The 22,407-nt window shown below is 48.4% G+C and carries 23 protein-coding genes and 1 pseudogene; 7 read left to right on the forward strand and 17 right to left on the reverse strand.

What is annotated here, in order from left to right; translation table 11 throughout:
* Positions 1–118: 118 nt before the first annotated feature.
* The 8 genes and pseudogenes from NC980_RS19280 to NC980_RS19315 all read right to left on the reverse strand — a co-directional run.
* A pseudogene (locus NC980_RS19280) lies at positions 119–361 on the reverse strand (biliverdin-producing heme oxygenase); the annotation flags it as partial.
* Between the two features lie 70 nt (positions 362–431).
* Entirely contained in the window at positions 432–794 is a 363-nt protein-coding gene (locus NC980_RS19285) for a hypothetical protein (protein WP_190376100.1), read from the reverse strand.
* 316 nt (positions 795–1,110) lie between these two features.
* Positions 1,111–1,470 carry a nitronate monooxygenase gene (locus NC980_RS19290; RefSeq protein WP_347272586.1) on the reverse strand — a complete coding sequence of 120 codons (360 nt, stop codon included), beginning with the start codon at positions 1,468–1,470 and terminating at the stop codon, positions 1,111–1,113.
* Positions 1,404–1,901, reverse strand: a complete 498-nt coding sequence (locus NC980_RS19295) for a nitronate monooxygenase (protein WP_347272587.1) — start codon at positions 1,899–1,901, stop codon at positions 1,404–1,406. Before NC980_RS19295 ends, NC980_RS19290 begins: the two co-directional genes overlap by 67 nt.
* Before the next feature lie 174 nt (positions 1,902–2,075).
* Positions 2,076–2,438, reverse strand: coding sequence for a metalloregulator ArsR/SmtB family transcription factor (locus NC980_RS19300; RefSeq protein WP_190376101.1), 363 nt, complete (start codon positions 2,436–2,438; stop codon positions 2,076–2,078).
* A 120-nt stretch (positions 2,439–2,558) separates the two neighbouring features.
* The gene (locus NC980_RS19305; RefSeq protein WP_190376102.1) at positions 2,559–2,888 is read right to left on the reverse strand and encodes a hypothetical protein; all 330 of its coding nucleotides are present in this window, start codon (positions 2,886–2,888) and stop codon (positions 2,559–2,561) included.
* Positions 2,851–4,446: a cryptochrome/photolyase family protein gene (locus tag NC980_RS19310; protein WP_190376103.1), complete on the reverse strand. Its 1,596-nt coding sequence runs from the start codon at positions 4,444–4,446 to the stop codon at positions 2,851–2,853. Before NC980_RS19310 ends, NC980_RS19305 begins: the two co-directional genes overlap by 38 nt.
* An 87-nt stretch (positions 4,447–4,533) precedes the next feature.
* Positions 4,534–5,469 carry a transglutaminase family protein gene (locus tag NC980_RS19315; protein ID WP_190376104.1) on the reverse strand — a complete coding sequence of 312 codons (936 nt, stop codon included), beginning with the start codon at positions 5,467–5,469 and terminating at the stop codon, positions 4,534–4,536.
* Between the two features lie 155 nt (positions 5,470–5,624).
* On the opposite strand from NC980_RS19315, the gene NC980_RS19320 reads away from it, so the two are divergent.
* The 3 genes from NC980_RS19320 (at position 5,625) to NC980_RS19330 (ending at position 9,131) form a co-directional block, all read left to right on the forward strand.
* On the forward strand, positions 5,625–6,968 hold the full coding sequence (locus NC980_RS19320) for an N-acetylmuramoyl-L-alanine amidase (protein WP_190376105.1): 1,344 nt from the start codon (positions 5,625–5,627) through the stop codon (positions 6,966–6,968).
* Positions 6,969–7,206: 238 nt separating this feature from the next.
* The gene (locus NC980_RS19325; RefSeq protein ID WP_190376106.1) at positions 7,207–8,307 is read left to right on the forward strand and encodes a chemotaxis response regulator protein-glutamate methylesterase; all 1,101 of its coding nucleotides are present in this window, start codon (positions 7,207–7,209) and stop codon (positions 8,305–8,307) included.
* Positions 8,307–9,131, forward strand: a complete 825-nt coding sequence (locus NC980_RS19330; RefSeq protein WP_190376107.1) for a protein-glutamate O-methyltransferase CheR — start codon at positions 8,307–8,309, stop codon at positions 9,129–9,131. Before NC980_RS19325 ends, NC980_RS19330 begins: the two co-directional genes overlap by 1 nt.
* Positions 9,132–9,173: 42 nt before the next feature.
* Here the strand turns inward: NC980_RS19330 and NC980_RS19335 are convergent, their stop codons facing one another.
* Entirely contained in the window at positions 9,174–10,784 is a 1,611-nt protein-coding gene (locus NC980_RS19335) for a SpoIID/LytB domain-containing protein (RefSeq protein ID WP_242026699.1), read from the reverse strand.
* A 276-nt stretch (positions 10,785–11,060) separates the two neighbouring features.
* Here NC980_RS19335 and NC980_RS19340 point away from each other — a divergent pair, with 276 nt between their 5' ends.
* The gene (locus tag NC980_RS19340; protein ID WP_190376109.1) at positions 11,061–11,294 is read left to right on the forward strand and encodes a hypothetical protein; all 234 of its coding nucleotides are present in this window, start codon (positions 11,061–11,063) and stop codon (positions 11,292–11,294) included.
* Positions 11,295–11,395: 101 nt separating this feature from the next.
* Here the strand turns inward: NC980_RS19340 and NC980_RS19345 are convergent, their stop codons facing one another.
* The 4 genes from NC980_RS19345 to NC980_RS19360 all read right to left on the reverse strand — a co-directional run bounded on the left by NC980_RS19345 (position 11,396) and on the right by NC980_RS19360 (position 14,418).
* Positions 11,396–11,779, reverse strand: coding sequence for a response regulator (locus NC980_RS19345; protein ID WP_190376110.1), 384 nt, complete (start codon positions 11,777–11,779; stop codon positions 11,396–11,398).
* Between the two features lie 380 nt (positions 11,780–12,159).
* Positions 12,160–13,092, reverse strand: a complete 933-nt coding sequence (gene rbsK, locus NC980_RS19350) for a ribokinase (protein WP_190376111.1) — start codon at positions 13,090–13,092, stop codon at positions 12,160–12,162.
* A gap of 8 nt (positions 13,093–13,100) precedes the next feature.
* Positions 13,101–13,958 (reverse strand): ImmA/IrrE family metallo-endopeptidase, encoded by an 858-nt coding sequence (locus NC980_RS19355; RefSeq protein WP_190376112.1) that lies wholly within the window; start codon positions 13,956–13,958, stop codon positions 13,101–13,103.
* 88 nt (positions 13,959–14,046) lie between these two features.
* A complete protein-coding gene (locus tag NC980_RS19360; protein WP_190376113.1) occupies positions 14,047–14,418 on the reverse strand; it encodes a helix-turn-helix transcriptional regulator in 372 nt (123 codons plus the stop codon).
* A gap of 191 nt (positions 14,419–14,609) precedes the next feature.
* Here NC980_RS19360 and NC980_RS19365 point away from each other — a divergent pair, with 191 nt between their 5' ends.
* From NC980_RS19365 to NC980_RS19375, 3 genes are read left to right on the forward strand one after another with little or no spacing between them, the layout of a single operon-like run.
* Positions 14,610–15,608 (forward strand): hypothetical protein, encoded by a 999-nt coding sequence (locus tag NC980_RS19365; RefSeq protein ID WP_190376114.1) that lies wholly within the window; start codon positions 14,610–14,612, stop codon positions 15,606–15,608.
* 42 nt (positions 15,609–15,650) lie between these two features.
* Positions 15,651–16,739: a hypothetical protein gene (locus tag NC980_RS19370; protein ID WP_190376115.1), complete on the forward strand. Its 1,089-nt coding sequence runs from the start codon at positions 15,651–15,653 to the stop codon at positions 16,737–16,739.
* A gap of 12 nt (positions 16,740–16,751) precedes the next feature.
* Positions 16,752–17,183: a KTSC domain-containing protein gene (locus tag NC980_RS19375; protein WP_190376116.1), complete on the forward strand. Its 432-nt coding sequence runs from the start codon at positions 16,752–16,754 to the stop codon at positions 17,181–17,183.
* Between the two features lie 43 nt (positions 17,184–17,226).
* Here NC980_RS19375 and NC980_RS19380 read toward each other — a convergent pair whose 3' ends face one another.
* The 4 genes from NC980_RS19380 to secY form a co-directional block, all read right to left on the reverse strand.
* On the reverse strand, positions 17,227–18,747 hold the full coding sequence (locus NC980_RS19380; RefSeq protein WP_190376117.1) for an FAD-dependent oxidoreductase: 1,521 nt from the start codon (positions 18,745–18,747) through the stop codon (positions 17,227–17,229).
* Positions 18,748–18,822: 75 nt separating this feature from the next.
* Positions 18,823–20,160: an LLM class flavin-dependent oxidoreductase gene (locus NC980_RS19385; protein WP_190376118.1), complete on the reverse strand. Its 1,338-nt coding sequence runs from the start codon at positions 20,158–20,160 to the stop codon at positions 18,823–18,825.
* Between the two features lie 220 nt (positions 20,161–20,380).
* Positions 20,381–20,932 carry an adenylate kinase gene (locus NC980_RS19390; protein ID WP_190376119.1) on the reverse strand — a complete coding sequence of 184 codons (552 nt, stop codon included), beginning with the start codon at positions 20,930–20,932 and terminating at the stop codon, positions 20,381–20,383.
* A complete protein-coding gene (gene secY / locus NC980_RS19395; protein ID WP_190376120.1) occupies positions 20,932–22,236 on the reverse strand; it encodes a preprotein translocase subunit SecY in 1,305 nt (434 codons plus the stop codon). The genes NC980_RS19390 and secY overlap by 1 nt, the downstream gene beginning before the upstream one ends.
* Between the last annotated feature and the right edge of the window lie 171 nt (positions 22,237–22,407).

A 22,407-nucleotide genomic window follows, 5' to 3' on the forward strand; every position in this document is an offset into this window, starting at 1 on the left:
ACTCTTCAACGCTTTCCTGGATTTCTAACTTGTAAACCCCTGCCATCGCGAAGTACAGAATCCAACTCTTGAGTTATACCATCTGTAGTCTAGTTTTGAAGAATTGGTATTAGCCGTGCTCTAAATTCGCAGCGCGGTGAAGTTCGGGAAATACAATCGCTCCAACGATCAGATGATTTGCGTGGCGCTGAAGTTCCGCTTCGAGCGTACTGTAGACCAAATATAAATTTGCAAGCAATTTGCGGAAGGGTTCCCGCTCGACAATGCCTTTTAAGAAGCATTTCATGTAAGCGGTGTTTTCGGCTGCGGTATGGGATTGCACTGTCCCTTCTCGGAGTTGTTTCGCTAGATCTTGAGCCACTTCAAACTCCTCTCTGTTATCAAAGAAACGCTAAGTACCGACAGAGATTGTCCTGATGATGGTGGGAAGCTTAGACATCTTCTGGATAGAGATTGCCGTACTGGTTCAGTTCATCCACGTTTAGCAGGTTTTTCAAGCCCTGTTGACGCGATCGCAACAACTGCTGGCTCAAATTCGCAATTTCACCCTCTGGTAAATCTGCTTGTGCTAACTCATCAAACAATTGATGATAGGCTTCCCGAAGCTTATGGGTGAACTTGAAGCGAAGTTGCTGTGCTTTAAGCCGCTTTTGAGCTAATGCAGATTCTGGTGCATTGTTCGCCCAATCTTGGGGTTTTAGGAAAACTTCGGTGAGTTCGGCATCTTGTAGAGTGATGCGCTGAAAGCTGCGGTCTCCAGTCGCGTAGTGTTTGAGTAGATCACTAAATTGCATCGCCTTCACTATGCCTCGATCGTGGTTTGCTTTTCATCTTAGATAGTTAGCGTCATCATTAATTCCGCCACAGATATGATATTCTCGACGGGTTTCACATTCCCGCTAGAAAAGACTAAACCCTGTTCTACATCTCCCTGAGATGCTTTGGAGAGTGCTTGAAGCAGACAGTAAGTTTTACCTGTATCGCGACAGAGACAATGGCTCAGACAGTTTGCGATACAGCGCCGTTCCAGCGTAGGAGCGTTAATCGTTGCTTGTTTTGCAAACGCATTGTGTAGTGCTCGACCTGGCTTTCCAGCCGGACTAGGAACCGTTACACGTTTTGGGGATGTGCCTGGAGATAAAATTCTTTGTAGCGTCGATCGGCATCACATTCCTCTGTTGTAATGAAGCGTGTTCCGATTTGAACCCCATTTGCACCCAATGCGATCGCGCGATCGATGTCTTCTCGATCCCAAATGCCTCCCGAAACAATGAGCGGAATCTCAAGCCCTACCTCAGTTAGATAACTTCGTAGCTCGGTGATCACCGTCTGAATGGTTTCGGTATTACTTGCCTCGCATTGACTCGCGAAATGTCCACCAATCTGTTTGCAGTTTTCCACAATCAAAGCATCGGGAGAGCGATCGTAGCATTCTGACCAGGTTTCACAGATTGTTTTTGCAGCTTGCACATCCCTACGATTGGGATTAGTGCAACATTGAGATAGTCTACGGTCGCTTCCGGTAACTGCAAGGGTAGACCTGCACCTGTTACGATCGCATCAGCTCCGTGTGCTGCTGCGGTTTGGGCTAAAGCAAGATAATCTCTTGTTACTACTAAGATATTGACACCGATGATTCCATCAGGGCTAATCATTCGTGCCTTCTGCAATTCCTCGATCAGTGCCGATCGATTCGCTGCAAAAAAGCTGCTGCTTTTACGGGGATCAAACTGAGCAGAGGCAAGTCCGATGCCCAAAGAAGAAATCAGCCCAATACCGCCAGCATTCGCAACCGCTCCAGCCAGGTTTGCACCTGAGACTCGTACTGCCATTGCACCCTGAATAATGGGATGTCGAGCAATATGCTGACCAATTCGCCGGGCAGGAAGAATACGGTTCATCTTAGAATTACTCATAGTTTATCGAAACAGCCAAAATTTAATCGAAGCATAGAATGCAGAGTTTTACTTCTTTACTTTATAGCCGTTCAGCTATTAAGCCGATTAGTGAAGAATTGACTACTGATTCCAGCGATCGAGCAGAATTAATTTTCAAGTTTATGTTCTGTAAGCCTCCTAGAACACGGAGGTTTTGTTGCGTAAAGCCTTTAAACTGGCTGCTTGTTGTTGCGCTCGTTCAGCCACGCGATCGCAAGCTAACTCACAGAATTCAAAAATCATTGGGTCGGCAATTTCGTAGTAGGCGCTCGTTCCCTTTGCTTCACGCGAGAGTATGCCAGCTTGGTATAAAACCTTTAGGTGCTTAGACAAATTTGCTTGTCCTAATCCCGTTGCCTCTGAAATTTCCATGACATTCTTTGCCCCCGATTTCAGGCAAGTCAGAATCTGGAGCCGACTCATTTCTGACAGCACCTTGAAATAGTCAGCGACTGCTGCAAGAATCGCTGGATCAACCTTTGAGGGTTTCGCTTTGGGCATAGGGAAACTTGGTAATCAGAGTGAGTTTGATTATATAACTAATTAAGATTATAGCTACACGTTAAGCACTCAGGAAATTACGATCGAGCAGGGAGTCTATATCTCACACTTCTAGAGAATCTAGCGCTCTTGGGAGTTTGATTCACTTGCTTTTCCGCGCCAGTTTAAGCTGTTTTGATTGAGTTGCTGTAAGTATGAGTCAGGCTGAGCGATGATGCTGTTTGCTAGTGCGATCGCGCTTTCTAACTGGGCTTCGGTTAATTGCTGATAGGCAGGAATGCGCTTACGTTCTAAGACTTCATACCAGCAGCGATCGAATAGATTATCCAGAATAATGCGCTGAAAGCAATGATTGTAGCGAACGGGGAAATGGCGCGATCGGGCTAAGTCTGGCAAAACGTGATTTGTTAGTTCAAGGTACTGATTGCGGAGTTGCGTCAGGCGATTCATGAGGTGCAGGGGTAGAGGGAAGGGGATATTCAGTCTGTCGATGTTCGGTTCTCCACTGTTCTGCTTCGGCGCGAATTAGCTGAAGCTCCTCGGCTGAAATGCGCTCTAAGTTGCGATAGATCTGTGTCATGCGTGGATTGTGCTTAAGCTTGTCGTAATGTCGGGCAAGAAAGTCCCAATACATAAAGTTAAACGGGCAAGCCGTCTCCCCAGTGCGACTGCGGGGATTGTAGGTACAGTGTTTGCAATAATCGCTCATGGTATTGATGTAATTTGCTGAAGCGGCATAAGGCTTTGATGCCATCATGCCACCATCTGCATACTGCCCCATGCCAATCACATTCGCTTGCATCACCCAGTCATACCCATCAATAAAGGCAGTATGAAACCAGTCCTGCAATTCTTGCGGAGAGATCCCTGCAATCAATGCAAAGTTATTCAGAACCATCAATCGTTGAATGTGGTGGGCATATCCCGTCGCTTTGACTTGAGTGAGAACATGGTGCAAGCAGTTCATCTTGGTGTCGCCTGTCCAGTAAAAGTCTGGAAGCGGTTGCGTGTGATTAAACCAATTGCGATCGGGATAGTCTTCGCCCATGTAGACATAGATACCGTGCATATATTCACGCCAGCCGATGATTTGTCTGACAAAGCCTTCAGCGCTATTGAGTTCCCAGGTATCCCGATTAGCGTAATAAGCCTGCTCTGCGGCTTGTACCACTTCTAAAGGGTGCAATAGTCCAATGTTCAGATAAGGCGATAACATTGCGTGCCATAGGGTCTGTTCACCCGTGACCATTGCATCCTGATAAGGGCCAAAGTTAGACAGTCGAGTTTTAATAAAAAAGTCTAGTACCTGTAATGCTTGTGTACGGGTGACTCCCCATTGAAAGGGTTCAATCTGCCAATAGGCTTGACTATCTTTAAGATTTGGGGACTGCTTTATCCAGTCAATCACGTCTTGGGTGATCTGGTCTGGCTCAAACCAAAGTGCTTCGGGAAGAGTCAATTTACCTTTGGGGGGCTTACGATTGTCCCGATCGAAGTTCCATCGCCCTCCAACTGGATGCTTTCCATCCATCAACACATTAAATCGCTGCCGCCCTTCACGATAAAAGTCTTCCATCAATAGGCGTTTGCGCGATCGTGCCCAATCGACAAACTCTTGATCCTGCCAAATGAAGCGATTGTTCGGAGTAAAAGTTACAGAGCAAGGAAGATTGAGTGACTGAATCAGCTTCATAAACGGACGATCGACCGGAGCCATCACCCGCAGTTCCGTAATTCCGTATTGCTCAATCCACTTGATTAAGGGGGTCTGGAAATCGATCGATTGTGTATAGCTCACAATCCATCCTGATTGCCTCAGTTCTTCAGCAAAGTGGCGCATTGCTGACCAAACTAGCACCAACTTTTGCAGATGATAGGGTAACTGTTGAGCATGGTGTAGCGACTCAATAAAAAAGACGTGCGTTTGCTTAAGGTTATCTTTGCAGCTTTGCAATGCAGTTTGCCCTGTCCAAAGCTGATCGCCCAGTACCCATACTCCGATGCTCATGCTTTAATCTCAATGATCCCGCGCAACTCGATTACAGCAAATTCTAGACGAGCGATCGTCCGTCTTTGGTTGCAAACGATCTGAATTTTACTGCGAGGCTGTCACGATTGGAACTGCGGGAGCCACTTCAAAGTCAGGCAACATTCCTAACTTGCGAATTGAAACATTCACATCCATTCCCAAATAGTCATCCGTCCCACCAAACCAAGATCCAGAAAGCGGAATCACCTGTCCAGGATGACGAGCGATCGCGACTCGAATCAGATCAAATCCGGCTGTAATTCGATTGGTCGGATCATAAGCTCTCCAGCCTGCACCCGGTAAATAAACCTGCGCCCAAGCATGAGTTGCACCGGAACCTGTCATACCCACTTCACCGCCGTCTAAGGCTGAATCGTAAATATAGCCGCTGACAAAGCGACAAGCTAGCCCTAAGCGTCGAAGTGCTTCAATCATTAACCAAGCATAATCTCGACAAGTCCCCGACTGTAAGCGTAGTGTCTCAGCCGGATTCTGAGTGCCTTCTGCATCTCGTGACTGATAGCTCAATGTGGTGTTAATACTATCCATCATGCGTTGCAAGACATCTAAGGTACTATCTTGATCGCCTGCAACAAATTGTTTTGTCCAAGCTGCAAGCCGACCCTCGGAATCTTCGGTATGCGGGCGAATGAACACAGAGAGATCATTCCATTCATCCGGAGTGTACTGTACGGGAATTTCTTCAGCACGGGCATCCAGCGGAAAATCTGCGATCGTCGGAATGCCAAAATGCTCAGCTCTCACCCGATAGGTCACACTCAGTTCTTTTGCAGGTTCACTGAAGCTCAGGAGTGCAACATTATTCGAGAGCGTATCCATCATCCAGCGAGTTTTGCAGGGAACGTTGCTGTCGATCGCATAGCTCAAGATGCGCCCACTATAGCCAATACTCGGTAAGAAAATCGCTCGATGTTCTCCGAAAGTAACAGGATTGCGATAGTGATAGGTTGTAATATGTTCTAAATCGTAAATAATACTCATAGTACGCCTGAACAAGTTGCAGATGCGGAATCACTTCAAGCATATCGTTATCTTATGTGGATGGAGTTTGAGGCATTTATCAGCTATTTCCTCAAAAGAAGATAGAATGAGCCACTGACAATGTAACTGCATAACCTCGTTACGCAAACAATCTGATGGGACGTATCTTTATTTCTGCCGGACATGGCAATCGCGTTAACGGTGTCACCGATCCGGGGGCAGTCGTCGCAGGCACAACCGAAGCAAGAGAAATGATTCTGACTCGCGATCTAGTCGTGACAGAATTACGATCGCGGGGGGTAGAAGTCCTGTCTGTGCCCGATGCGCTGAGTGCGGCTCAAGCGATCGACTGGATCAACGCTCGCGATCGTCCGGATGATGTGGCGCTTGAAATCCGCGCCGATGCGTTTAGTAATCCAGCCGTGCGAGGGGCAACCGTTTACTACATTGCCAATAACGATCAGCGTCGCCGTAATGCCGAACAGCTATTGCTAGCGCTGATTCGCCGCGTTCCTCAACTGCCGAGCCGAGGAGCCAGACCCGATACCGACACAGGACTCGGTAGCCTGCCGTTTACTCGCCAGATCACCTGCGGATCGCTGTTGATGACGGTTGGATTTCTCACTAATCCAGACGATCGCTTCATTATTCAAAACCAGCGTCGCGATTTGGCAAGTGGGATTGCAGATGGTTTGGTAGCTTGGGCGCGGGGCACGGCTTTACCACCCGATTCCACGACCTATCCTGAAATTCGCATTAGCATTAACGGGCAGATTTACGGCGAGAAGGGAATTCTGGTCAATGGCAATGCCTACATTCCGATCGATTTAACCGATCGTCTGGGAATCGATTTAACTCAAGATCCGAACATTCGTCGCTTGAATTATCGTCAAGTCGTTTTTGTCAAAGCGGTAGACCTACGAAACTATACGATCTCCGTGGGTTGGGATGCTCAAGCGCGAACCGTGCTGTTGCGATCGATTCTAAAAATCTGTCCGGGAACGCTCGATCGCATCATGAGCAACGGCAACACCACTTCGGCACAGTTAATTGCATTTCTCCGCAGCAACAACGATGCCGCGCCCGTACAGTATCCTCAGCTTGCAGACCTCTACCGCAGTGAAGCTGCGATCGAAGGAGTCAATTACGATATTGCCTTCAGTCAAATGCTGCTCGAAACAAACTACTTGCGATTTGGAGGTGAGATTAAACCCTCGCAAAACAACTTTGCCGGACTGGGAGATGTGGGCGGCGGCCCTGAAGGCGCAAGTTTTCCGAATGCTCAAACTGGCGTGAGAGCACATATTCAGCTACTCAAAGCCTACGCCAGTACAGAGCCGCTAGTGCAAGAAGTGGTTGCGCCTCGGTTTCGGTTTGTCACCCGTGGGATTGCGCCCTTAGTGGATCAACTGAGTGGGCGATGGTCGGCCGATCCGCAATATGGTGCAAAGATTACGGCAATTCTGAGGCGGCTGTATGAAGCGGCGCAGCTTTTGTAAGGTAGCCTGAGGTCGATCGAGGGTGTTCGTGAGGATTGCGATCGATTAAATGCCTCTTGGGATTGTTTCAGACTGTGATTTTTCCTTGCTACAGTTATTGTATCGTCGGCATCATACCAAATTTCTAAATGCTCTCTGAAGACCTTCGTAGAGACGTGAGGTATCGCGTCTTCACAGCGGGACTAGTGTGGCGCAGGATTTTTGGGAACTGGTAGCGCTCTTTAATAATCCCGAAGTCATGCAACCTATTAGAGTTTTAATCGTAGATGATGCAGTGATGGTACGGAGCCGTCTGAGCAAAATTCTCGCAGCAGATCCCCAGATTGAAGTTGTGGGAGTCGCTTCTTCAGGAAGAATTGCACTCGCAAGACTGTCTCAACTGAATCCGGATGTAATCATTCTCGATATCGAAATGCCTGACTTAGACGGGCTGCAAACGTTGGCGCAGATTCGTCAACTCAATCCACAACTGCCCGTGATTATGTTTAGCGCGATGACCACGATCGGGGCAATTGCAACGCTGGATGCTCTTTCTTTAGGAGCTTCGGACTATGCGACAAAACCGAGTCAGATGGACAACGTAGATCATTTAACCGACTATCTTCGAGCGACGCTGATTCCTAAGATTAAAGCACTGAGCCAGAAAGTTACACAGAACCGATCGGCACCAATCTCCGACATTAGCCCAAAAGCCACCCCCACAACCGCTGCTTTCTCAAGTTCTCAACTCCATCGATCGTCTGCTGAGATCGTTGCGATCGGTGTTTCCACCGGAGGGCCAAATGCCCTCGCCGCGTTGCTCTCAGAATTACCCGCCGATTTTCCTGTCCCGATCGTCATTGTGCAGCATATGCCGCCCATGTTCACCAAGCTGCTCGCAGAACGTTTATCGACAAAATGCGCTTTGCCCGTTTGGGAAGCAACGCTAGGAGCAAAACTTCGCCCCGGTACGGTTTGGATTGCGCCAGGCGATTATCATTTGAGAGTGAAAGACACGGACTCAACTGTGCAACTTGTGATCGACCAGTCTCCAGCCCAAAATTTTTGTCGTCCTTCAGCCGATGTCTTGTTTGAATCTGTTGCCGAAGTGTACGGGGATCGCGCTCTGGGGGTGATTCTGACCGGGATGGGGCAAGATGGACTCCGGGGCTGTCAGGAGATTCACGATCGCAATGGGCAAATCCTGGCACAAGATGAGGCGAGTAGCGTGGTTTGGGGAATGCCGGGATTTGTGGTGAATGCAGGATTAGCCGATGCCGTTTTGCCGCTCGATCAAATCATGCCAGAGATTCTGCGTCGAGTGAATCGATCGTCTACGCTGGCGCGGAGGATGGACTGATGGCGGTTCCTGCTTTTGATTTTGAGTATCTCCGTCAGTTAGTGCGGCAGCAGTCTGGAGTAGTGTTAGAGCCACACAAAGACTATCTCGCAGTGCTGCATCTGGATCAGATAGCTGCGAATGCTGGGTTTGCTTCAATTGCAGAATTAGTCGAACATCTAAAACACACTCCATTAAGCGAACTGCATCTTCAAGCTCTTGAAGCTTTAGTGATTAAGGAAACGTCTTTTTTTCGCGATCGCTCTCCCTTTGAAGCGCTAAAAGCTTCGGTGTTACCCGCGTTGATTCAGTCCCGTTCTAGTCAGCGAACCATCAATATCTGGTGTGCCGCTTGCTCAACCGGTCAAGAACCTTACAGCATTGCGATGCTGATCCGGGAAGCCTTTCCAGAACTGTCCGCTTGGACAATTCGCTTAATCGCGACTGACTTTTCTAAGCAGGTGCTCGACCGCGCTCAGCAAGGACAGTATACAGACTTGGAAATCAGCCGGGGTCTGGCCCCTGAACTGCGCGATCGGTATTTCCGCAAAGCTGGGGATGCTTGGCAGATCGTTGATGAAATTCGTCAGAGAGTTGAGTTTCGGCAGTTGAACCTAATTCACTCTTGGAGCGCTCTACCAAAGATGGACATTATTTTTCTGAGAAATGTTCTAATTTACTTTGATATCGACACCAAGCGATCGATTCTGAACAAGGTACAGCACTACTTGCAAGCAGATGGCTGTTTATTCCTTGGCAGTGGTGAGACAACGTTTCACCTTGATCCTAGATTTGAAGCGATTCAAAGCAAGACGAGCTTTTATCACCGTCTACGAAGTGCGTAAACAAACGTAAGTTTGACAGGGAGAATTCCCGTTAAACCAGCGTCAGTTTGATGCTTGCTGCTCTGAAGTTCGATCGCGCCACAGCGTAATCGAACTGTTAAATGGTTGCAGTTGCGTATCGGGGAAGTAGAAGCGAAGAATACGATCGCTTGTCCAGCCCAGTCTGCCAAGGTTATAAGACCCAAATTGGCTCATTCCGACCCCATGACCAAATCCACCCCCGACAAACACGAAGCCTTTCAGCACTTTATTTTCCATTATTGGATCGAGGTAAAATAGCGTGCTCGCTGGCGCATCAAATACAGTTTGGATATCATCCTTTTCAAGCTTAATCGTGCCTGCGTCGGTGACGATTGCCGATTTCAAAATGCGTCCCCCTTCCGATCGCTGCTGGATTTGAATGTTCCGAATCGTTTTGAAGTTCGCGAACGGATGCCGGACTGCTTTCAGGTAGTCGCGCAATTCCTGATTTAGCTGCGCTAAGGGCACAGGGTAGCGCCATCGGAACATATTGGTTCCATCTTCGTTAAAGCCTTTCTTTTGATTGATAAAGGCGCGGAAATTGCTCTCATCGGATAAACTGCGCGATCGCAAATCCCAAACTGGACTCGCTGAGTCGATCACTGCTCTAAGATAAGGACGCTCCCAACCGTGCCAGATATCATCAAAGCTTGCAGTCACACCTCCGCTAGTAGAGGAATAGACGGCATCAACTAGCTCATTCTGATAAGTCAAAACCAAGCCACGAGTTGCCGCGATCGCGCGATCGGTTGAAGGTGCTGCGCCGTCTAGACCGCGATAAACCTGGCATTGTGTCGTCGCGCAGAGTTGATAGTTATCGATCACAAATCGACGCAAATTCCGCAGAGCATAGGTGCGGGCGAGAACGGCTTGAGCCTCTAACACCGGTTGGGGTGCCCAAGTTCCAATCTCATGCGGCACAACGCCTCTGAGATATGTTTCAATCCCAACGAAGTTGACGAGCGTATAGTTACCGTAAGCATTCGGTTGAATTCGTAATGCCCCACCAAAAGGACGGTTTGGATGATCATCAGTGGCACGATCGACCTGAACGACTCCTGAACCCGATGAAATATCAATCACATCTCGCGTATACCGGAATCCATCCAGTACCCACGTCGGACGCGGCACTTCTCGAACGACTTTAGTTTCAATCCGTGCGGTTTGAATGCCCTTTGCCTGCAAGCTTCTCAGCAACAAACGCCGTAAGAGTGGCGTGTTGTAGACATCGCGCTTTGCCCAAACTTGCCAGCGCTCCGGTTGAGCGATTTCGACCTCGATCCCTTGTGATTTCCAGTCTTGAGCCTGATCCTCTGCGGTTTCAAAACTGCGGTGCGTACTGAAAACAACGCGCTCCTCGACCACGGGCTGCGGAAGTTTCTGCATCGCCGTTTCGAGCTTGAGTTCTTGAGCGGTTAGGGTTTGGGGCTTGCCGTTTGTGTTGAAGCGCACGGTTAAGCGATCGCCCGGATTTGCTTTCAGAGTGAGCGTATCGGCAGAACGATCACCAAATCGCTGCACGATGCCCACTTGAATCCCGACATCTTGTGGAGGGTTGGCAGTGGCGGGGGCAGCTAGTGCAGCGAAGCAACTGAAACCAAGCGCGATCGGGGTGAGAAGATTGAGTTTCATCAATGTTGAAGCCAAGGGAGTCGAGCCTCTTTCTATTCAGAAGGGGACGTGCGGCGGGTAAAAACCTGTGTTCGATTGTAATGGGAATTTTATGAATCGGAGTGCGTGGAGCAATTAGATTTTTCAGCTTGGATTTATTGATTCCGGATCGATCCGGAATCGATCTGCGTTCAGATTTTGCAGTTCGGTTATCACGAATCACAAGTAATTCGCAATCTTTGTAAATACCTGTTACATTTATTTACATAAAGAAACATAAGTTCACAGGAGGTTCCGATGGTCATCCTCGTTAGTCTGTTAGTTGTGGGCTGGGTAGCAGTTGCTTTGCTGGGTTCCTTGGCTTACTTCTTGGGAGAACAAACGAAACCGATTCACGAGCGCAACTGGCGATCGACCTCGTTTGAAACGCTATCTAAATCGATCACGGGCACCTCGATCGACTACAGCACCCGCGTTCCTGCTTTCGCCGTAGCTGATGCCTACGCCAGCAGAAACTTACCGAGCGCCTAATTGAATTGTTACGACTACTCTCTCTTCTCAACCCTTTGCTGTCGCAGTGAAGGGTTTTCTATTGGTAAGCAATCCGCCTTTTAGCCTGCAATCCCAAGCCATTAATCTGAGCCACAATATTGCTGAATGACGCGCATTAGCTCCACCGGATCGATCGGCTTTGTTAAGTAATCATTGAAGCCTGCATTGATCGCTTGTAAACGATCCTCCTCGCGGGCGTATGCGGTCAATGCGATCGCGGGTAGTTCTGCGCCTTGCGGTAACTCGCGGACAAGTCCGATTAGTTGAAATCCGTCCATTTCGGGCATCGCTACATCACTTACCAAAATTGTAGGAAGTTCTTTTTCCAAAAGCGAGAGTGCTTCCTTGGCATTGGTTGCAACAGTGACGTTTGCTCCTTCGTCCTCCAGCATAAATCGCAGCAGATCTCGTGTATCGGGATCGTCATCTACGACAAAGATGTTAATCTGCTCTAGCGATTCCATTTTTAAGTATTACCAGCGAAGAAGGAACTTGAGGAATTTTTTGACTTGAGTGAAATCTAGGCTAAGCCCCACGGTAGAGACCGTCTTCTACCCAAAGATGGAGACGTATAAATTAAACGACTGTCATCTTAATCCTATTCAATCGACAGGTTTTTTGCTGCTGTTATTGAGCAGCAAGATACATCAGAGAGAGTTTCATCAGAATCAGTCGGGGGCAGTAGCCAGTCTGGAAGATTATTCTAACTTTTGTTGGGGTATGTTTCTTCTCTAGGGCATGGGACGGCATCAGGTGATTCTTTATAAACTGTAATCATTACAAGCTTAACTCTCCTCTCTCTAGTAAAGTTTGGTTCAGAAGCCTGCCCTGTGTCGTTTTCAGCTCAGGGCTTTTGCATTTGGCTCAAAAAAGCATCGAATGTCGATCGCTCTGCTAGTGAGGCTTGCGCCCCGGATTTCGTTGTAGAAAGCGCCCCTGCTGCTGCACCCCAAGTAATCGCCTCGCGCATCGATAACCCTTCAGATAACGCCACAGCTAATCCTGCATTAAACGCATCCCCGGCTGCTACTGTATCGATCGCATTCACTGAAAAAGCTGGGACAAAAAAGCGATCGTCTTCGGTCGCGCAAAATGCGCCTTGAGCGCCTAGCTTGATCACGATCGTTGGTATGCCTTTTTGCTGCAAAATTGCGGCTGCGCGATCGGCATCTGCTTGATCCCGAATTGGAAATCCGACAAGTTGCGCTGTCTCAGTTGCGTTAGGAGTCAGAATATCAATCTGTGAATAAAGCATCCCTGGAAAGTCTTTAGGAGCGGGAGCAGGATCAAGAATGACCGTTGCACCAATTTGTTTTGCAATCGTCGCGGCAGATTGAACGATCGATAAAGGAATCTCAAGCTGCAATAACAAGATCGATGAATCAGTCAATGCGACCCTGAGACGATCAACATCAACATTACCCACATTGCCATTAGCACCTGGAATGACAATAATATGATTCTCAGCCCGATCGTCCACTGCGATCATCGCAACGCCTGACGAGATTGTACGATCGACGGTAATTAAATCGGTTTGTACTCCCGCAGTTTGCAAGCTTTCTAGCAATTCTGCACCAAACGCATCCCTTCCAACTCGCCCAATCATGCGGCTTGATCCCCCCAATTTGGCAACGCCGACCGCTTGATTTGCTCCCTTTCCCCCCGGAACCGTCGAAAAAGTGTATCCAGATAGCGTTTCCCCAGGTTGAGGTAATCGTGGAACTTGCGCCACGAGATCTATATTGATACTACCGAGCGTGATGATCGATCGCGTCATGGCGTGATTCATCCATTTGTAAGGTGCAAGAGAGACAGAACACTAATGCGATCGCCCAACCGAATTGGCAGGGCTTCTACATTGCATCGAATTGATGTCCAACCCAAATCAATCGTTTCTGCTCCAGAGTAAGGTTGACCACTGATATAAGCTTGCGAGATTAATGAATCGTGAGGAATCGATTTATCTTTGGGAATAAAACCGCCTGTCCAGTCTTGCGTCTGAAGTTTCCAGCATACTCGAAGCTTTCTCTTAGCTTTGATCGGGGCACTTTGTTTCATCTCAGAAGGTTTGAGAACACAATGCCACAGAACTAGCGCGTAATTGCCGGTTCCATATTGCAACATTCGCGCAAGCGTCGCGAGCAGTGAAGTTTGATAGAGAGTTGCAAGCGATCGTCCCGTCTTGAAAGAAATGCCTAACCGATTCAACTTTGGCACAAATGAGGATTGCGGCATCAACAAATCGGCGGCTCCTTGATCGCAGAGTCGCTCTTTACGCTGTTCGCTCCAGTTTGGCAAAGCGCTCTCAAACCTCGCTTCTTGTTGAGCATCAAACAGCAATTCCATCAGTTCGTGTCCCTCAGTGAAGCGCTGCCGCACGATCGGATCATCTTCTTTAATCAGAATAATCCCGGTGTTGCTGTCTACTAAAATGCCTTGTTGCTCCTCAAGCGGGGCGCGTAGCGGCTCAGGCATTCCAAAGTGTTGATAAATGCAAGTCAGAGCGATCGGAGGTTCATCACCTAACCCGGATTCTTGCCGCAGGAAATTGACATAGCGAAAGACATCATCTTCACATTGAAGCCTTCCATGTTGAGACAGGAAGGCTCGTCCGGGATGTCGATAGGGCTGTGGCAGGCTCACAGGGTTCCTCACATTTTTCGCGCTAGAGTGCCCAAACTTAAAAGATTGGTCGATCGATTAGCAGTTCACTCAACAAACGGTGAACTTTCTATTTTCCTACTGTCATCTTAATGACGTTATACAGTAGCTCCCATTTCTCCGGCGAGGTCGGCTGCTGTCCTCGATACTTCAATCGCGACAGCATCAACACATCATCGGGCGGTAGATTCGCGTTTTGAGCGAACTCCACCAAACTTGGAGGCAGATCGACTGACTCTAATGCGGAACTTGGTGCAGGTTCCGCCTTTAGCCCTAACACCGCAGACAATCGCTCCCGCACCTGCCAAGAGAGATTCGTTGCCTGCCCCCGCTCAATTTGAGATAGGTAATTACGGGAAATTCCAATCTGCTCAGCTAATTCTTGCTGGCTTAACCCTTCTTGAATCCGACGATCGCGGACTCGTTTTGCAAATTCATCCATTCTCATTTTGACAACTACAGTTTGCGATTTTTGTCGTTGAATATTGCATAGGCGGAGGAAAAGTGATAAAGTAGTACACATGAATTGCAAACTGTAGTTTGCATTCTACTCCTACTATAGCAGTACTGCCCCCGATCGTATAGCAGTCCTGCTTCTGAGCAGCAGAAATTCACTCTTTTCCCACCTCCGCTATGACACAAGTTGCAAACGACAGCAAAACCAGGATTCTCGATGCCTTTCAAACCATCCTTACCGAGCAGCGATCGGTCTCGTCACGAGTTGCCACCCGCAGCGAAGAAGCCGCCAAAGAGCAAGACAGAACAGTGCTGGAAACAGCGTCGCAATACACAGCAGACGGAATTGTGCGCGGGCTGGCTGATTTGCAATTGGATTTTGGCACGACGATCACCGCTCTTGCCAATCGCTTAACCACTGAAACCAAGAAGCTCGATGACCTTAAACGAGCGCTTGCAGTTGAAAGTAAGAATCTCAAAGATCTTCAGCAGACCCGCATCGTTGCTGATGCCCTCTACTTGATCACACAAGAACATCAAGAAGCTCTGCGCCAACTTGAACAACAAGCAACACGCGATCGTGAAACCCTCGATCGCGATACTACCGAAACTCGCAAAACTTGGCAGCAAGAGCAAGAAGAGTTTGACGCTCAGATCAATGAGAGCAGCGAACTTCTGAACCAGCAACGGCAGCGTCAGGAAGAAGATTACCAGTACGACAGTGCGCGATCGCGCCGCATTGCAACCGATGAGTATGAAGAAACGAAACGGCAAATCGAGCGGGAAATTAGGGAAACGATCGAAGCCAAAGAAAAAGACTGGACGGAGCGAGAACGCATTCTGGCAACCGATCAGAGACTATATGAGGAGTATCAGCAAAAGGTCACGGCTTTCCCAGGCGAACTGGAAGAAGCGGTCAAAAAAGCACGGGAAGAAGGAATTCGCGATGCTCATCAGGATGCCAAAATCAAGGCAGATCTGCTGGAAAAAGAATGGGAATCCACCCAGCAAGGCTATGAATTGCAGATCCGATCGCTAGAAGCCAAGATTCAGAAACAGACCGAGCAAATCAGCGAGATTTCCACCCAACTACAAACAGCCTTGCGTCAAGCTCAAGAACTTGCAATGCGAGCCTTTGATAGTTCATCTAACCGTCTCGCTACAAGAAGCGAATAATTGCACCACTTGAACTGTTTACTGTGAGCTTGAGGATTGGCAATGGTAACTAAACGTCCCACTGAAAAAAGCACGAAGGTTGAGATTCTATCTGCATTTGATGAACTACTCAAACAGAAGAAAGCTTTAGAAGAACAACTGCTTGCGAAACCTGTTGAACCTGCATCACAATCGAATGCTAAAACATCGAATGGTAAAACAAACGGTAAAGCTACACCAGAACTAACGATCACGCCTCAACAAAAGATGGAAACCATCATCACCGGACTAAATCAGCTACAACTTGGTTTTGGTGGCGCAATCAGTGACCTATCTGAAAGGCTAACTTTGGAAGTGCTGAAGCTGCAAGAACTACGGCAGGCAGTTGTAGAAGAAGCTCAACAGCTAGAAACGTTGCACAATCTACAGGCAGAAGATTGTACTGTAGAGGCATTAATTCAACAGTACGAAGATAGTTCCAAGACATTCAGCGAAGAACGGCGACAGCGACAAGAAACGCTCAACCAGGAGATCACTCAAGCCAGAAAAGCCTGGGCAAAAGAACAAGAGGAACACCGCCGCAGCGTCAAGGAACGCAATGAAACTCTCACCAAGACTCAACGGCGAGATGGAGAAGAGTACACCTACACGCTCAACTTAGAACGCAAACTCTCAAATGATGAGTATGAGCAGGAAAAAACTCGCTTGTACCGTGAATTGGAAGAGTTGCAGCAGACGCAGCAAAAGCAGTGGGCAGAACGAGAAAAAACGGTTCGCGATCGTGAAACTCAGTTTGCCGAGTTGAAAGCCAAAGTCGAAGCCATACCAAAGGAGCTTGAAGCTGCGGTTAAACGCGCTAAAGAAGAAGGCAAAGGCATTGCAAACCAGCAAGCAAAAGTCAAAGCCAATCTGATGGCAAAAGAGATTGAAGGACAAAAACGTACCTATGAATTGCGAATTCAATCTCTACTGGAAACAATCCAAGTCCAAGAAACCCGAATTCAAGCCCTCTCAAATCAGTTAGATGGAGCACTGAAGCAAGTCCAAGACTTAGCAGTGAAAGCGATCGAAGGTTCAGCCAGCGTGAGTTCATTCAATGCAGTTAAGGAAATTGCACTAGAACAAGCTAAAAACCAAAACAAAGTGAAATAAAGGAGATAGTGCATGAAGCTTTCTAAAGTCGATCTGAGCAGCGTTGTGGCGATTAGCCATGATGATGAATGCTTGGGATTGGTGATCGATCGTGGTACTGATCTGGAATTTGTTGAAGTTCCCGCACCGTTAGCTGCCTACGAAGGATTGCGACTGCTGGATGCGATCGTATCCTCAGATGCCGCCCCTGCTGCTGATTTCAATCAACTTCCAGGTGTGAATCAGGATCTACCCATGTTGCCTGTGCAATCCACAATGGCAAATGCAGTTGGATATGATCCAGATCAACATCTTTTGCAAGTTCAGTTCAAGAATGGTGCTGTGTATCAATACGAAGGTGTTGATGTCGAAACCTGGCACGAACTTCAAGGCACGGATTCCCCCGGTCGATTCTTTAACCGTGAAATCAAAGGAAGCTATCGCTCTCGTCGCCTGAATTCTTAGTTTGTTCTTGCCAGTCTTCAATCAAGCAAGACTGGCATTGCATTTAAGGCAACCAAAGTGGCGGTACAAAGCTGCTTGTTAAGTCTCTTAAGGTGCGATTAGCACTACGAAGCGCTGCGATATGTGGCTCATCTGGCTCGATCGGAATAATTTCAGCAGGCTTACCCACACCCAACTGATTAATCACTTGGTTAGCTGCTTCAAGTCCAGTCACATAAGCCTTTTCCTGCGACCAAGAGCCATGACGAGTAATAATCCAATCTCCACTCATAAAGAGATTATCGATGCTCGTTGTTCCAGAAAGCATCGACTGATAGCTTCCAGGAGAGAAGTGCGTCACGGCTCTTGGCAATCGCACCACACTGCTATCAATTACTTTGGCATTCCGAAATTCAGGCACACAAACCGTAAGATCGCGCTGAACTTTCGCAATGACCTGTGCATCATCTAGCGGTAGCAATTGATTCGCATGATAAAAATCTGCCTCAATCACGCTGCCAGGTTCATCTTTCCATTCATCATGCAGCGCATTGAGATCAAAGAATGTCCAGCCGGTTGTGGCATCAAACCCAAAGCAAGCATTCGACGGCAACGGCACGGGAACTTTACGATCGAACCACAACCGCGTCGCCATCGCATCGATCGCGTTCAAATTCATCAAATTACAGAATTCAGGAAACTGGCGCAATGTCGAACTGCTACTGACAATTTTCTGCATTCCAGCCACACCTACCGCAAAAATCACGGCATCTGCTTCAAAGACTTCCTCACCGCACACAACCCCACTTACTGCGGGAACTCCCCCCGAAGCCTGAACCCTCAAATCACTCACACGCCGCTGAGTCAGCACCCGTCCCCCTGCCTGCTCGATTTGCTCAACCCAAGGACGAAAAATGTACTCTCCCACCGTGCCGCGACACCACACCACATCAAAATCCGGTTGATGCGCCAAGATGAAGTAATACAACATTCCTAACGCTGCTGCGGCTGAACATTGTTCTCCCGGCGCAAACAATCCCACCAGTAACATCGGCTCAAATGACTCTTTGTAGAGCCGCGCAGAAACTCCGAATTGCTTAAACAGTTCGCGAGCAGTCACCGGATCATATCGCTTCCAAGCTGCATCTGAATTGTCAAAATCAACCACTGCATAGAGTAACGGTAGCGCAGACAGTCGATCGCTGAGCGGCAATCGCTTAAATCGCGTGTATAAGAATGTTCCAAGCGGGGTTGGCAAGCGGGGTTCTTGCTGAAAGATTGGCGACTCGACTTCCAGCCCTGCTGGAGAATACTGAGAAGAGCGCGTCCAATCAGTAAAGGGCGAGATGCCCAATTTCTTAACTAAAGAGAAAATATTGCTGTAGGGATACCAAAACCCATGAATTCCAGCTTCCACCGATCGTCCCTGTGCGGTTTTCCAGCCTGCTACCAGTCCGCCCGGATAGCCCCCGGCTTCGAGCAGTGTGACTGCATATCCTTGCTGAGCAAGATGGTAAGCTGCGCCTAAGCCTGCCCACCCTGCTCCAACCACGACAACTTTAGGATGCTCTTGATTTTGGTTCATTCGATCGATCTCAGCTTCAACTGCTCACAGGATAAGTCGCTCCCCCCAAATCAACAAGTCTATTATTGGTTAAACTTACACCGATGTAGGTTGAAAGAATTGATTCTCAGGACGCGCCAAACCCAGATTCTCGCGCAGCGTTTTGCCCTCGTATTCTGTGCGAAAAATTCCACGCCGTTGAAGTTCTGGAACCACTTGATCCACAAAATCATTTAAGCCTTCAGGCAGAAAAGGAAACATGATGTTAAAGCCATCTGCGGCTTCCTCGAAGAGCCATTGTTCCATTTCATCTGCGATCGTTTGAGGTGTACCGACAAAGATTAAACCACCATAGCTAGCCGCCCGTTGCGCTAACTGACGAATGGTTAAATTCTCACGTCGGGCAAGCGCGACGATGCGATCGCGTCCGGTATGGCTCCCATTTGACTCTGGAATCTCCGGTAATAGACTATCTGGATCAAAGCCTGACACATCGTAGCCCAGCGCCAGATTCAAGCTACTAATGCCGCTATCATAATGAATCAGACTATCAAGATGTGCCTGTTTAGCTTTTGCTGCCTGAACCGTTTCGCCAACAATCACCAGCGCACCGGGCAGGATTTTAATGCTATCGGGAGTGCGTCCGATCGCCTGCGATCGACGCTTAATATCTGCAAACAGTGCCTTTCCTGCTTCTAGCGTGTTGACCCCTGAAAACACAACCTCGGCAGTTTCCGCAGCCAATTGTCGTCCCGCTTCAGAAGCTCCCGCCTGCACAATCACCGGATAACCCTGAACAGGTCTAGCAATGTTCAAAGCACCTCGCACTGAAAAATATTTTCCCTTGTGATTCAGAATGTGCATTTTTGCCGGATCGAAGTACACGCCTGCTTCGACATCCCGAATAAAAGCATCATCCGCAAAAGAATCCCAAAGCCCAATCACCACATCATAAAATTCACGGGCGCGTCGATACCGTTCGCCGTGTTCAATCTCTTGCTCCAGCCCGAAGTTCAAGGCTGCATCTGGGTTATAGGTCGTCACAATGTTCCAGCCCGCGCGACCTTCACTGATATGGTCGAGAGAGGCGAAGCGGCGAGCAATGTGATAGGGCTGATCGTAAGTTGTTGAAGCGGTCGCAATTAATCCGATATGTTCAGTTACAGCAGCAAGTGCAGAAAGGAGTGTCAACGGCTCGAAGGATGTGACGGTGTGACTGCGCTTTAGGGCATCGATCGGCATGTTGAGAACAGCCAAATGGTCTGCCATAAAGAAGGCATCAAACTTACTTTGCTCTAGTTTCTGAATAAATTGTTTTATAGCTGAGAAATTAAAGTTTGCGTCTGGAATCGCGCCAGGGTAACGCCAAGCTGCGGTATGAATGCTGACGGGACGCATAAATGCACCCAGTTTTAACTGCTTTGTACTACTCATTCTTAGTCCTCAATCGAACACCCCTAAAACTCTCAATCTTACTGAAAGCATTGTTATGGCTTCTAGGGGTGCGATCGCGGATCAATTACTTTTCTCTGATTTGGTTAAGCTGCTAAAGAATTGTTTCTTAAAGGTGGGTGCCTCATATTGGTTGTGAAGCATAAAAAAACTGACCAGCCTTAAGGTTGAGCCTCAAATCTGATCAGTTGAAGTTTGAAAGTTAAGCGCAAACTTGATTCAATGCGGTTGCGACTTCTTCCATCGTTTGATCGCCGTTGATGGTAACTAACTTGTCCCGCGATTCGTAGTAGTTGATCAACGGTGCAGTCTGCTCTCGGTAGACTTCCAGACGACGACGAATCGTATCCTCGTTGTCATCCTTGCGTCCCCGGCTCAGCATTCGAGTCACCAGCACTTCATCTGGCACATCGAAATTGATCACGCGATCGCACCCCTGACTCAACTCATCCAGCAGCACATCGAGGAATTCTGCCTGTGCCACATTGCGCGGAAACCCATCGAGAATCCAGCCCAGTTGAGCATCCGGTTTTCCCAATCGTTCGCGAATCAAATCAATCACCAGTTGATCGGGCACCAGTTCACCCCGATCCATGTATCCTTGAGCCTTCACCCCCAGCGACGTTTTCTCAGCCACCGCCTCCCGGAGAATATCCCCGGTCGAAATGTGCGGAATTTGGTGGGAGTCAGCCAAAAATTTCGATTGAGTCCCTTTCCCGGCTCCGGGAGGTCCGACAAAAATCAGTCGCGCCACTATTGTTTCACCATTCCTTCGTAACGTTGAGAAATTACATACGTTTGAATCTGTTTCGCCGTGTCGATCGCCACACCTACCAGAATTAGGATAGAGGTCGCCCCAAAGCCTTGGAAGACTTTCACTGGAGTTGCATTTTCGATAATCGAAGGTACGATCGCGACGATCCCTAAGAAGATAGCACCTAAGAAGGTCAATCGATTCAAAACGCGCTCAACATACTCGGTGGTCGCCTTTCCAGGACGAATACCGGGAATGCTTGATCCCATTTTCTTCAAGTTCTTCGACATATCATCGGGCTGCATAATCAGCGAAGCGTAGAAGAAACTAAAGAATAGAATCAACACAAAGTAGAGAAGGTTGTGCCAAATCGAAGCAGGGCCAAGATAAGTGCTGACAAAGTTTGCCAATGCTGCATTATTAAACGATTGCGCCACAATTACCGGAATCGTTAACACAGTGGAAGCAAAAATAATCGGCATCACGCCGCCTTGATTTAGGCGCAGCGGGAGATAGCTGCTGCGCTCCAGCATCATCCGTCGTCCCACTTGCCGACGAGCGGAAATAATCGGAATCCGCCGCGTTCCTTCTTGTACGAACACAATTCCGACCACCATTGCCAGGAAGACCAGCAGCAGAATGACGACGCTGCTGACCACGGCTCGATCGCCGGTTTGCGCCAAGTCGAACGCTTTTCCTAAGGTCTGCGGCAGCGTTGCCACGATATTAAGAAAAATCAATAGCGATGCGCCGTTACCCACGCCACGCTCTGTGATCAGTTCTCCTGCCCACATGACGAACATCGATCCAGCCGTCAGCGCTAGAACCGTTTCGACGACAAACACCGGGCTCCAAGATTCGGCAAACGGACGCAATAATCCAACCGTGAGCAATGTACTTTGAACAACTGCCCAACCTGCCGAAACATAGCGGGTAATCTGTGAAATCTTGCGTCTTCCCGCTTCGCCTTCATTCTTCTGCAAATCTTCGAGCGAGGGAATCGCCGCAGTGAGCAATTGAATAATGATCGAAGCGTTAATAAAGGGCAGAATCCCGAGGGCGAATAGACCCAGCGTTTTCAAACCACCACCCGCGAATAAGTCCACAAAGCTCAAGGCGCTATTGCCTTGAATCGCTTGTGAAAATGCGGCTCGATCGATGCCCGGAATCGGGACAAAAATCCCTAATCGAACGAAGATCAAAAGCCCGATCGTTAAAAGTAAGCGTCCCCGCAGTCCAGCCGCCTGTGCCATTTGGACAAAGGTTTCCTGAGCGGTGGGCGTTCTATCTCGACTCTCGACCATATAAGGAATTCCTCGTGACAGCAATACGGACTTGCGCGTCGGCACAAATCCGATTGAAATAAAGTTGGTTTTAAGCGTTCTGACAGCACAAAATCGCACCGCAAAACGACGAACATCCTATATTTTAGCGGCTCCGGTGTGAAGCCTGACAGAATTCAAGCGACCAGTGAA

It is taken from the genome of Leptolyngbya sp. AS-A5, assembly GCF_039962495.1.
GTDB lineage: Bacteria > Cyanobacteriota > Cyanobacteriia > Leptolyngbyales > Leptolyngbyaceae > Leptolyngbya.

Excerpts from the sequence above, each read along its gene's own strand:
- NC980_RS19285 (WP_190376100.1), bottom strand. The coding sequence starts at position 794 with ATGCAATTTAGTGATCTACTCAAACACTACGCGACTGGAGACCGCAGC.
- NC980_RS19295 (WP_347272587.1), bottom strand. The coding sequence starts at position 1,901 with ATGAACCGTATTCTTCCTGCCCGGCGAATTGGTCAGCATATTGCTCGA.
- NC980_RS19300 (WP_190376101.1), bottom strand. The coding sequence starts at position 2,438 with ATGCCCAAAGCGAAACCCTCAAAGGTTGATCCAGCGATTCTTGCAGCA.
- NC980_RS19305 (WP_190376102.1), bottom strand. The coding sequence starts at position 2,888 with ATGAATCGCCTGACGCAACTCCGCAATCAGTACCTTGAACTAACAAAT.
- NC980_RS19310 (WP_190376103.1), bottom strand. The coding sequence starts at position 4,446 with ATGAGCATCGGAGTATGGGTACTGGGCGATCAGCTTTGGACAGGGCAA.
- NC980_RS19315 (WP_190376104.1), bottom strand. The coding sequence starts at position 5,469 with ATGAGTATTATTTACGATTTAGAACATATTACAACCTATCACTATCGC.
- NC980_RS19320 (WP_190376105.1), top strand. The coding sequence starts at position 5,625 with ATGGGACGTATCTTTATTTCTGCCGGACATGGCAATCGCGTTAACGGT.
- NC980_RS19325 (WP_190376106.1), top strand. The coding sequence starts at position 7,207 with ATGCAACCTATTAGAGTTTTAATCGTAGATGATGCAGTGATGGTACGG.
- NC980_RS19330 (WP_190376107.1), top strand. The coding sequence starts at position 8,307 with ATGGCGGTTCCTGCTTTTGATTTTGAGTATCTCCGTCAGTTAGTGCGG.
- NC980_RS19335 (WP_242026699.1), bottom strand. The coding sequence starts at position 10,784 with ATGAAACTCAATCTTCTCACCCCGATCGCGCTTGGTTTCAGTTGCTTC.
- NC980_RS19340 (WP_190376109.1), top strand. The coding sequence starts at position 11,061 with ATGGTCATCCTCGTTAGTCTGTTAGTTGTGGGCTGGGTAGCAGTTGCT.
- NC980_RS19345 (WP_190376110.1), bottom strand. The coding sequence starts at position 11,779 with ATGGAATCGCTAGAGCAGATTAACATCTTTGTCGTAGATGACGATCCC.
- rbsK (WP_190376111.1), bottom strand. The coding sequence starts at position 13,092 with ATGACGCGATCGATCATCACGCTCGGTAGTATCAATATAGATCTCGTG.
- NC980_RS19360 (WP_190376113.1), bottom strand. The coding sequence starts at position 14,418 with ATGGATGAATTTGCAAAACGAGTCCGCGATCGTCGGATTCAAGAAGGG.
- NC980_RS19365 (WP_190376114.1), top strand. The coding sequence starts at position 14,610 with ATGACACAAGTTGCAAACGACAGCAAAACCAGGATTCTCGATGCCTTT.
- NC980_RS19370 (WP_190376115.1), top strand. The coding sequence starts at position 15,651 with ATGGTAACTAAACGTCCCACTGAAAAAAGCACGAAGGTTGAGATTCTA.
- NC980_RS19375 (WP_190376116.1), top strand. The coding sequence starts at position 16,752 with ATGAAGCTTTCTAAAGTCGATCTGAGCAGCGTTGTGGCGATTAGCCAT.
- NC980_RS19380 (WP_190376117.1), bottom strand. The coding sequence starts at position 18,747 with ATGAACCAAAATCAAGAGCATCCTAAAGTTGTCGTGGTTGGAGCAGGG.
- NC980_RS19385 (WP_190376118.1), bottom strand. The coding sequence starts at position 20,160 with ATGAGTAGTACAAAGCAGTTAAAACTGGGTGCATTTATGCGTCCCGTC.
- secY (WP_190376120.1), bottom strand. The coding sequence starts at position 22,236 with ATGGTCGAGAGTCGAGATAGAACGCCCACCGCTCAGGAAACCTTTGTC.